The organism is Vibrio sp. V04_P4A5T148 (genome assembly GCF_963875605.1).
GTDB classification, from domain to species: Bacteria; Pseudomonadota; Gammaproteobacteria; order Enterobacterales; family Vibrionaceae; genus Vibrio; species Vibrio anguillarum.
The window spans coordinates 1-10,049 of record NZ_CAWNMS010000085.1 but is presented as its reverse complement, the minus strand read 5'-3'; the positions used below and the strand labels follow the sequence as shown (position 1 = coordinate 10,049).

The window sequence follows — 10,049 nt, the reverse complement described above, 5'->3', positions numbered from 1 at the left end:
CTTTGTTTTGGCGGCTTATTTATCACGGCTCTGGCTTCGGTTGGTTCTTGAATCACTCAATCATTGCAATTGTGGCTTTTGGTCGTGTAAAGTCAGTTTATCTCATTGAATTTGCATAACAAACGGCTTAAGAGGGATTGCCAACGCCTGGCGACTTTAGTGCAAAATTGAAATTCAGGATTTACGGTGTGTTTTTTGAGTTCGGCGGTGCGTTGTCAACCCCTTAGCCGGGCGTTAGTTTACCAATCAAAATTGCACCCTAACTCAATACGCTAGGGTGTGATAATTATCGCAGATGGTTTTGTGGCAATTGCGATTGTCCAAGGACTGCAACGACCAAAATAAAACTGTCTTCCTTGGTAAAGTAAGCCGTATGCTTGCCTATAGGGAAGTAAAAACCATTTTGATATAAATCGTTGCAGCTTCTGCCTACAGCTGGATTGTCAGCGAGCATCTGAAAGCCAGTAAGAAGAGTGTCTTTGTATGCGTTCCACTGCATCTCGGAAAAGTTTGTAACGGTATAATTTTTGATTTTATGTAAATGAGCCTGTGCTAATTTACTTAGTTTATATTTACTCTTGTGCATACTTTACTTACAACGCGTTTAGGAAGTTTTCACCGTCAACTATATTGCCTTGGGCTAAGTCTGCTTTTGCGGACTCAAAACAATGTTTTATGTAATCGGCTTTCATGACTTCAAGTTCTTCATAGTCTCTAATCGACATCACAACAACGGCATCTTTATTGTTTTTACTAATTTTAACTGGCTCACGTTGAGCGTTTAGAAGCAGTTCACCGAAATTACGTTTGGCATCATTTGCTGTTAATGTGTACATGGTTAAGCTCCAAGTCTGTAAGTGCAGTAATATTATAGGGTATCGAGCCAAATGTGCAATTTAATTAAATCGTGCGATTGGTGTGAAAAGTAAACTAACAAAGCATTTAAGATGGATTCGCAACGCTTGGCGGTTTTAGTGTAAATTCAGTTTTTCCGTTTTAAGTGGTTTGTCGCGGCATAGGTGTTTAGCGTTGCTCACCACTTAACGCGGCGTTATGTGTTTGGTTAGTTTTTAGGTCAAAGCTACGATTTCATTGAGAATTCGTTCTGTGTTTTCGGCAAGTTGGCTTGGTCAAACTGGATTCTTGAACAACTTGAGATTGATCGTTTTCAAGGTTCTTGGGTTGCCTCAATGGAGTGCTGGAGCTGGTTTGTGTTGGGTTTCGGTGGTTTCAAATCGCTTTAATTGAAATGTCTTTTTGACTGATTTGTTTGCTGAAGCTCAGCTCTAATAGTCTGGTGAAGCAAAAGGTTTTGTTGTGGGTGAAAGGGCGCTTTCTTTGTTGTCGATTCTGTAAGTGACTCTCTTTGGCTAAGAACGCTGTGAAATTTAGGGTTTGATAAGCATCATTTTTGTACGTAACTTATTAAAATCTCTTCATTTCTACGGTGGTTTACTTTGAATTCACGGTTACATTCACATAACAAGCAATTCAAGTGGATTCTCAACGCGTGGCAGTTTTACTATGCGTTGAGTAAAGTGTTTATGGTGCAATGCAGTGGCTTGGCCAGTGCGTTGTTCACCACTTAATTGGGCGTTATGTACTTTTCTGAAATCCTTCCTACAAATCAAACTTGTGCACAGTGTCATTATGCGTTAGTCTTTGTCTATGAATGCACAATGAGACAGTGCAAGTTGCAATGGCATTAGAATTTAAAGATAAGTGGTTAGAGCAGTTTTACGAGGATGATAAACGACATCGTTTAATTCCAAGTAGCATAGAGAATGCTCTATTTCGGAAGCTGGAAATCTTAGATGCAGCTCAAGCTGAATCAGACTTAAGAATTCCACCGGGTAATCGTTTTGAACATCTTGAAGGAAATCTTAAAGGTTGGTGTTCAATTCGAGTGAACAAACAGTATCGTTTGATTTTTCAGTGGGTTGATGGTGTTGCACTAAATACTTACTTAGACCCACATAAGTATTGAGGTAACGACTATGCGTAAGACAAAACGTCGTCCAGTTAGCGTTGGGGAAATGTTAAAAGTTGAATTTCTTGAACCAATGGGCATCACATCAAAAGCGCTCGCTGAAGCGATGTGCGTACACAGAAATACGGTGAGTAATTTGATTAATGGTGGTGTGTTAACAGCTCCGGTAGCAATCAAGTTAGCAGCGGCATTAGGCAACACACCAGAATTTTGGCTTAACATTCAACATGCAGTTGATCTTTGGGATACGAGAAATCGTTATCAAGAAGAAGCAAAGTTTGTAAAGCCGTTGTTTGTTTCGCTGGAACAAAGCGCACGTACATAACAAACGCTTCAAGAGGGACAGCCAACGCGCGGCATTTTTACCATGCGTTGGTTGTTGTGATTACGTTATTATGCGGAAAGTTGGTAGTAGCGTTGGCTGCCCCTTAAGCGGGCGTTATGTGCTAGTGTACGCCGAATTCTTTACTATGATTTCGTTAATAAAGACTACTGCGGAAATGTGATAGGATTTTTGTTATGAAAGATAGGAAAATGAGTGAGGTCGAAGAGCCCAAGTCACCGTGTATTAGACAGTGCTGTTTAGATGAAATGGATATTTGTTTGGGATGTTTCAGATCGTTGAATGAAATTATTGATTGGCATTCTTCAACGATAATTGAAAAGAACAAGATTCTTATCGTATGCTGTCAAAGAAGGAAATTGGCTCAAAAATCGAGGTTTTAGTATTATCTAAAAGTACTACTGGTGATAATTTTGTCTAAATTGGCTGAGAGTTTGTTAGAAAATGAGCATATAAAAACGGCCCTTGACGTCGAGGGCCGTTGATATTTAGTAATGCAAGGCTAGTGCTCAGGTGTTTCTAGCAGCTTAATGGCACTTTCAACTGCATTATTGATCGCTTGATCATTTTCAAGTTTTCCTGAACTTGCTGGCCCAAGGGCTCTAGAGTATAGAGCTAATTGTTTGTCCAAAGGCAAGCCCAACTGTTCATACAGATTTTCGCGAATTTTTGCATGTTGTTCAGGGGCTTGGTTTGCAAGGCTAATAAGTGTTTCATAAATAAGAACTTTCATATCATGTCCATTTTATTATAGTTAACTTGGTGCGTATGGATTATAGCTGAGCCCTTAATGTAAATCTTGTGCAACAATCACATAACAAACGGCTCAAGAGGGATTGCCAACGCGTGGCGGCTTTAGTGCAAAATTGAAGTTCAGAGTTTACAGTGTGTTTTTTGAGTTCGGTGGTGCGTTGTCAACCCCTTAGCCGGGCGTTAGCTGGGGTTAAGAAAAACGGTGAATTTAGGGTGGAAAGGCTTTGGATTTTCTAGCTACACACCGGACAAATCTCAGCTTATCAACTATCTCGCCAGTGGCACTTTTCGGGAAGTGTTTGAACTTAACGAAGTCTGCTTACGGGAAGTGTTGTGTTTGTTAAGTTCATTGGCGCGGCTTCTTTGGTGTTGAAATTTATGCATTCTTAAATTCGTTTCGTGTGCTCTGTCGTTGGCTTTTTCGATAGAATTCTTTGCAAATTACCGAGCTAAGGAATGGTGATTTTCTCGGTCATTTCTTCTTTGCCAAGCGCATTTCGTGGATTGGGTTTTAATTTCACAGTTGTCTGTTTTACTTTGCCGTTTGAAAGCAATAATGTGTCTCAAATTAGGCACTTTGGCGTAATTTGCTAGCGAAAGTGCAGCAGCTAACTAGGCGTTTAAGACGGATTCCCAACGCTTGGGAGTTTCGGTTCTAGGTTGAGTTTTGTGTTTAAGGCGCAATGGTTTAGGATTGTGGTCGCGTTGCTCACCACTTAACGCAGCGTTATGTTCACACGAGGAAACATGGAAGTTTATTGTAAAATTTTAAAGCCGCAAGATAGCCGAAATATCGAGAGTTACGGTTAGAAAGCTTACGGTTATACCCGGAGGCATTTGGCTCTGATTACAAGACCCAATCCCAATTACCGAAGTTGTTCTTCGAACAAATGATCGAAAAAGAGAGCAATGATCACATTATGCTGGGTGCTTTTTACAATAATGAATTAGTCGGGTTATGTGGCTTGCTTTCTTTGGAACAGTCGCACTCATTAGAGCTAGTTCAAATGTACGTATCACCAAATGTACGTGGCAAGTCAATCGGACAAACTCTTTTAACTAAAGCTAAGTCGGTGTTACAGGATCGCAATGGGGATAGGCTAGAGCTAACGGTTTATCACGGTAATCTTGCTGCCATTAAATCTTATGAAAAATTTGGTTTTATCCGTGTTGCAAGTCAACTTAAAGAAATTGTTATGCATTTTAAGCTGTGAACATAACAAACGGTTCAAGAGGGACAACCAACGCGTGGCATTTTCACTATGCGTTGATTTTTGTGGTTACGGTATTGTGCGTAAGCTTGGTAGTGGCGTTGGTTGCCCCTTAACCGGGCGTTAGCTGAGGTTAAGAAAAGCCATAAAATTAAGCGCTTATTTTTCTTAGTCTGAGGCTCTAGCTTTATACCTGAAAGTCAGCACTTTTCCATGTATCTCGCCAGTGGCACTGTTCTTGAAGTGGTTGAACTAACCGAAGCCTTCTTACGGGAAGTGATGTGCTTGTTTATTTCTTTGGTGTGGATTCTTTGGTTTTGAAGCTCTTTCGCGCACTTGGTTGTTGGCTTCTTCGAAAGAATTCTTTGTAAATTTAAGTCTTAGAAGCTCGTCAGTTTTGCTGTTATTTCTTCTTTGCCAAGTGCATTTCGTGGATTAGGTTTTAGTTTCTCAGTTGTCCGTTTTACTTTGTCGCTTGAAAGCAATAATGTGTTTTAAATTAGGCCGTTGGGTAGCTAATCTCCGGCTAAAGTGCAGCAGCTAACAAACGGCTCAAGAGGGATTGCCAACGCGTGGCGACTTTAGCGCAAAATTGAAGTTCAGTGTTTATAGTGTGTTTTTTGAGTTCGGCGATGCGTTGTCAACCCCTTAGCCGGGCGTTAAACGTCGTTATAGTTCGGTGGTTATAATTTTTTATTTAATTACCAGTATGAATTTATAGACATATACATCCTCTTTGGTAAGAATACTTAATTCTTAACTATCTGAGGCATAAGTAAATGAAAGGTACCATCATCGATTTTAATGAGTTGGATCGAACTGGATTAATCTCGGGCGAAGACGGCATTCGCTATCCACTCAATATTAATGAATGGAAGGCAGGGCAGCTTCCTAAATCAGGAATGGCTGTAGACTTTTCTGTGGAAAATAATGAAGCGAAAGCTATTTATCTGATATCTACAAGCGTAAGTTCCTCGAAGAAAATTGCTGCTGCTCTGCTTGCTTTTTTCTTTGGGGCGCTAGGCGCTCATAAATTTTATTTAGGGTATACCAAACAAGGTTTAATAATGCTGCTGGCATTCTTATTTGGTTTTGTCTTGCTTGGATTGCCTTCAATAGTCATAGGTGTTATTGCTTTTGTTGAGTTTATTATTTATCTCACTAAATCAGATGAAGATTTTGAAAAAACATATGTGACGGGACGTAAGGATTGGTTCTAATATACTGATGTAATTACGTTTAACAAGCGGCTCAAGAGGGATTGCCAACGCTTGGCGACTTTAGTGCAAAATTGAAGTTCAGTGTTTACGGTGTGTTTTTTGAGTTCGGCTATGCGTTGTCAACCCCTTAGCCGGGCGTTATGTGTTTGATGAGTTTTTAGGGTTAACTCTACGATTTCATTGAGAATTCGTTCCGTATTTTCGGCAAGTTGGTTTGGTCGAAATGGATTCTTGAACAACCTGAGATTGATCGTTTTCAAGGTTCTTGGGTTGCCTCAATTAAGTTTTGGATCTGGCTTGTGTTGAGTTTCGTCAGTTTCAAATCGCTTTAATTGAAATGTCTTTTTGACTGATTCACTTGTTGAAGTTCAGCTCTGAAAGTCTGGTGACGCAAAAGGTTTGGTTGTGGGTGGAAGGGCGCTTTCTTTGTTGTTAGTTCTGCAAGTGGTTCCCTTTGGTTCAAATCGTTGTGAAATTTAGGTTTTGGTCAACATCGTTTTTGCACGTAACTTATTCAAACCTCTTCATTTCTACGGTGGTTTACTTTGAATTCACGGTAAAATTCACATAACAAACGGCTCAAGAGGGATTGTCAACGCTGGGCGGCTTTAGTGCAAAATTGAAGTTCAGTGTTTACAGTGGTTTTTTGAGTTCGGCGGTGCGTTGTCAACCCCTTAGCCGGGCGTTATGAGCTTTTACCATCATCAACCTCCCAGTAAATGGAGTGTAGTTTCTCCTCAATAAAATCGATGAATACTTTTACTTTCTCTGGCATGTGTCGCCTTTCTGGATACACAGCAAAAATGCTGTGGTCTGGTAAGTCATAGTTAGCCAATACTTGAACTAACTGACCTGTATTGAGGTATCTCTGCACAATAAATGTTGGCATTTGACAGATTCCTAGTCCTTGTAAAAGCATCTCACATATAGCATCACTATTATTTACTATGAAATTTCCAGTAGGTTCAACCTTGAGCTTTTCATCTGCTTTAAAAAATGTCCATTCAACACCAGCTTGAAACAAGCTGTAATAAATACAATTGTGATCTTTCAAGTCGTGTGGAGTATTGGGAGTACCAGCTTGTTGCAAATACTCAGGGGATGCACATACAACACTGTTGCACTTAGCGAGTTTCCGAGCAATTAGGCTTGAATCTTTTAATTCTCCGATCCGAATTCCGACATCGTAAGCACCAGCGATCATATCAACAACTTGATCATCCATATGTTCTTGTGAAGCCTTTCTGTAGCGATGCTTTGGCTCTTGGCAACTCACTAAACCAAGCGTTCTCATAAGCTTTGTTGCTCGGTATCGGCTCAGCTTTACACCCTGATTTGTGACTATATCTGCAATGGTTCTCGCGCCCGCAGAGCCATTGCTTGCGACATGAGCCTCACTAACCAAGCTGCGCAATTTTACTGTTTCAGCATTAATTACCGTTGGGCGTTTAAGCCAATAGTGATAACTACTTCGATGAACATTGAAGACTTCGCATAATGTTTTTACGCTGTAGCTCTGCTTGAGTTTCTTGATTATCAAGAATTGTTCAGTGAGTCCGACATCAACAGAGCCGTGGCTTTTTTTAATATTTCATTATGCTCTTCAAGGCGAGCCAGCTTCTTTTTTAATTCCCGAATTTCTATTTGTTCAGGGGTCATAGGTGAAGCTTTCGGTGTTTTCCCTTGGCGTTCTTCTCTAAGCTGGCGAACCCATTTATCCATCGTGGATTTCCCCACATTCATGGCTTGGGCCGCTTCAGTTACTGAGTAGTTTTGGTCTAGGACTAACTGTGCTGCTTCTAACTTAAATTCTGCGCTAAATAGTCGTCTTGTACGTTTTGTCATAGTGTCACCTGTTAACTTATGAGGTGATGATATCACCTCTAACTAAGTGACCAAATTCACTATGCCACTACACTTCCTCTATCCCTAATGCTGTCTCTAAAGGTGACCTAGACATACTTGTTGGTGTTAACGGTAAGGAACTAGAGAACGCAGTAAAGTTACTTTCTACTCTAGGTTTCAACGAAAAATCCGATACGTTAAGAACTCCAGAGCTTTGCATGCTGGAAAATAACTCAGGTGAGGATTGATCTGCTCCAGCTAGACTGGACACTTCATTAAGCGACATTTTGCTGTTCAAAGTTAACTGGGCTTAGATACCCAAGAGCACTGTGCCTTCTCGTCCGATTATAATCAACCTCTATGTACTCGAAGATCGTTTGGCGCATCTGGTCTCTCGTCATAATCGGCTCATTTTGGATTGCTTCAACTTTCATAGAATGGAAGAAGCTCTCAACACAAGCATTGTCCCAGCAATTTCCTTTCCTACTCATACTTTGTTTTAGATTATAAGCAGTTATGAGATCTCGATAATCTTTTGAGCAGTACTGACTACCTCGATCACTATGAACGATATCCTGCTCGGGGAATCCGCGACGGAACAACGCCATTGATAGCGCATCACAGACCAGCGTAGCCGTCATTCTGGTATCCATAGACCATCCAATTACTTGTCTTGAGTAAAGGTCAATAATTACCGCCAAGTACAGCCAGCCTTCGCTTGTCGCTATATAGGTGATGTCTCCAGCCCATTTTTCATTCGGAGCAGATGCGCTAAAATTCTGAGCCAACAGGTTTGGAGCAACAGGCATTTGATGCTTGCTGTCCGTAGTGTACTTAAACTTGCGTGCAGCTTTCGGCGTTAAATCTTGACGCTTCATACTGGCAGCAATGGTTTTAACATTGTAGCGTTCACCGTTCTCAGACAGTTCTTTTTGGATACGCCTTGAGCCATCTCGGCCTTTGCTGTTGTCGAAAGCTTCTTTAACTTTTGTATCAAGCTGTTGGCGAATAGCCTCACGTTGGATGGCGTTGTGCCGATGCTTAATCCAGTAATAAAACCCACTTCGGGAAATCCCGAACACCTTAGCCATACGCACTATACTGAAGCACAGCAGGTGTTTGAGCATAAACTCGTAGCAATCTACTTTAGATTCTTCGCGAAGTAGGTGGCGGCCTTTTTTACAATTTCTAGCTCTTCAGCTTGCTCAGTCAACTGCCTTTTGAGCTTGGCAACCTCTGCGGTTAGCTCTTGCTCTCGCTGACTAGTACTGGTGTCTTTCTTCGAGTTCTTCCGCCACCCGTAGATTTGAGATTCGTGTAAAGAAAGCTGTCTTGCTGTCGCAGCTACTCCCACTTTATCTGCTAACTTCAGGGCTTCTGCTTTAAATTCAGGGGAATGTTTAATTCTAGTTTTCTTAGTTGTCATTGTTCACCTCGTTAGTGATTGTACTCACTTAACTCAGTGTCCAAAACTGCTGGGGCGGATCATTCAAAGAAAATGAGAATTTTCAAACGCGTACAATACCGGGTAAAGAAGGCAAACCCTCTAGAACTATTTATGAACAAACCGCTTATGCCTATTTAGGCGGGAAATTTCCGGTTCAAATGAAACTATCCCTAGAAGAAGGACAACCGCCTTATGTCGCTGGAGAATACACCGTACATAGCTCTAGTTATGTTGTTAATAACTTCGGCGGTTTGGAATTGAAACGATTTGGTTTATTGATTACTCCATTAGATATTGATTTATAAAATTAAAACATAAGGACGCGTTATGGCTAGCGTATCGATATATGACCCAAACAAAACTCATCACCTCGGCTTAGGTGATTTTGAATTACTTCAGTTATCTAGACCAACTCATAAGGCAAGGTTTACTCGTAGAGGTCACGAAGACGTTCAGCTTTTAGTCTTTTTAGACGATGACAAGGAGGTGCCATTCATTCGTGTTCCTTTGCATGTATTGTTGAGAGCGGCTCAGCACTATGAAAGAAACCACTAGTTATTGTACGCATCCATTTTTTAAAGTCTCGAGAGAAGAGCGTATAACTAACGGTCGAAAGGGGGCTTATGTCGCAGGATATAAGCCTTATTCGGACTCCGATGATGCGTATTTAATTGAGAACTACCAAAAAATCCCACTAACACACATTGCTAAGGCACTGAATCGCTCTAAAAAATCGGTTTTTACACGTTCTAAAAAACTCTTACGCGATGGATTGATAGTGGATAACAAGTCCTGGGAAAAATCACATTACTCTAAAAAAGAAGATCGTTTTATTATTGCCAACCAAGACAAAATGTCATTTGCTGAAGTTGCTCAGGTTCTTGGCCGTAGTCGAGACTCGGTTAAGGTTCGCGCTGGTAAACTTGGCGTGTCATTTCGAAAAATCGCAGAGACGGCACCAACAGTTAAGCTTTCTAACGAGGATATTGAGCTCATTAGAGAGCTAGCCGAGGCGGGTTTAAATTTCTGCGAGATAGCCCGTAAGTTTGAGGTAGACAATAGTCACGTTAGAAACGTTTGCCAATTTCATTCGCGGCTGTACTTAGATAAAACTGACTATATTAGTCATAAAAAACGGCAAGCTGATGCAATTGATGGTATGGGATAATACTTATGGTGATTTTTATCCCATTGAATTTAATGAAATTAATAATACTAAAGTGCGTATTATGTATATTAT

Annotated in this window: 11 protein-coding genes and 2 pseudogenes; 8 read left to right on the top strand and 5 right to left on the bottom strand. The window is 40.8% G+C overall.

From position 1 onward, the window contains the following. Positions 1-286: 286 nt before the first annotated feature. Complete coding sequence (locus tag AACT18_RS16125) at positions 287-586, bottom strand: type II toxin-antitoxin system RelE/ParE family toxin (RefSeq protein WP_017049509.1); 300 nt, start codon at positions 584-586, stop codon at positions 287-289. 7 nt (positions 587-593) lie between these two features. Further along, positions 594-836 carry a type II toxin-antitoxin system Phd/YefM family antitoxin gene (locus AACT18_RS16120; protein ID WP_017045808.1) on the bottom strand — a complete coding sequence of 81 codons (243 nt, stop codon included), beginning with the start codon at positions 834-836 and terminating at the stop codon, positions 594-596. Positions 837-1,699: 863 nt separating this feature from the next. Between AACT18_RS16120 and AACT18_RS16115 the strand changes: the two genes are divergently transcribed. The 3 genes from AACT18_RS16115 to AACT18_RS16105 all read left to right on the top strand — a co-directional run bounded on the left by AACT18_RS16115 (position 1,700) and on the right by AACT18_RS16105 (position 2,716). After that, positions 1,700-1,987 (top strand): type II toxin-antitoxin system RelE/ParE family toxin, encoded by a 288-nt coding sequence (locus tag AACT18_RS16115; RefSeq protein WP_001162670.1) that lies wholly within the window; start codon positions 1,700-1,702, stop codon positions 1,985-1,987. Positions 1,988-1,997: 10 nt separating this feature from the next. Beyond that, on the top strand, positions 1,998-2,315 hold the full coding sequence (locus AACT18_RS16110; protein ID WP_094142960.1) for a HigA family addiction module antitoxin: 318 nt from the start codon (positions 1,998-2,000) through the stop codon (positions 2,313-2,315). A 194-nt stretch (positions 2,316-2,509) separates the two neighbouring features. Then, on the top strand, positions 2,510-2,716 hold the full coding sequence (locus tag AACT18_RS16105) for a DUF1289 domain-containing protein (RefSeq protein ID WP_083250237.1): 207 nt from the start codon (positions 2,510-2,512) through the stop codon (positions 2,714-2,716). Positions 2,717-2,835: 119 nt separating this feature from the next. Here the strand turns inward: AACT18_RS16105 and AACT18_RS16100 are convergent, their stop codons facing one another. After that, positions 2,836-3,066, bottom strand: coding sequence for a PAS factor family protein (locus AACT18_RS16100; RefSeq protein ID WP_094142958.1), 231 nt, complete (start codon positions 3,064-3,066; stop codon positions 2,836-2,838). A 910-nt stretch (positions 3,067-3,976) separates the two neighbouring features. On the opposite strand from AACT18_RS16100, the gene AACT18_RS16095 reads away from it, so the two are divergent. Together AACT18_RS16095 and AACT18_RS16085 are read left to right on the top strand one after the other, a co-directional pair. Continuing rightward, positions 3,977-4,300, top strand: a complete 324-nt coding sequence (locus tag AACT18_RS16095) for a GNAT family N-acetyltransferase (protein WP_237666701.1) — start codon at positions 3,977-3,979, stop codon at positions 4,298-4,300. Positions 4,301-5,076: 776 nt separating this feature from the next. After that, positions 5,077-5,517 (top strand): TM2 domain-containing protein, encoded by a 441-nt coding sequence (locus tag AACT18_RS16085; RefSeq protein WP_094144308.1) that lies wholly within the window; start codon positions 5,077-5,079, stop codon positions 5,515-5,517. Between the two features lie 685 nt (positions 5,518-6,202). On the opposite strand, the gene AACT18_RS16080 is transcribed toward AACT18_RS16085, so the two are convergent. Further along, positions 6,203-7,362, bottom strand: a protein-coding gene (locus AACT18_RS16080) for a LysR substrate-binding domain-containing protein (RefSeq protein ID WP_237666679.1) whose coding sequence is annotated in 2 segments — positions 6,203-7,104 and positions 7,104-7,362 — 1,161 coding nt in all. The coding sequence is not laid out codon by codon here. Between the two features lie 74 nt (positions 7,363-7,436). Between AACT18_RS16080 and AACT18_RS16075 the strand changes: the two are divergent. Continuing rightward, a pseudogene (locus AACT18_RS16075) lies at positions 7,437-7,607 on the top strand (GrpB family protein); the annotation flags it as partial. A gap of 30 nt (positions 7,608-7,637) precedes the next feature. Here the strand turns inward: AACT18_RS16075 and AACT18_RS16070 are convergent. Next, a protein-coding gene (locus AACT18_RS16070) for an IS3 family transposase (RefSeq protein WP_094124666.1) occupies positions 7,638-8,788 on the bottom strand; the annotation gives its coding sequence in 2 pieces (ribosomal slippage) (positions 7,638-8,545 and positions 8,545-8,788; 1,152 coding nt in all). Positions 8,789-8,850: 62 nt separating this feature from the next. Here AACT18_RS16070 and AACT18_RS16065 point away from each other — a divergent pair. Together AACT18_RS16065 and AACT18_RS16060 are read left to right on the top strand one after the other, a co-directional pair. Next, positions 8,851-9,114, top strand: a pseudogene (locus AACT18_RS16065) (single-stranded DNA-binding protein); the annotation flags it as partial. A 233-nt stretch (positions 9,115-9,347) separates the two neighbouring features. Continuing rightward, complete coding sequence (locus AACT18_RS16060) at positions 9,348-9,977, top strand: DNA-binding protein (protein ID WP_202599030.1); 630 nt, start codon at positions 9,348-9,350, stop codon at positions 9,975-9,977. The last annotated feature ends 72 nt before the right edge of the window (positions 9,978-10,049 follow it).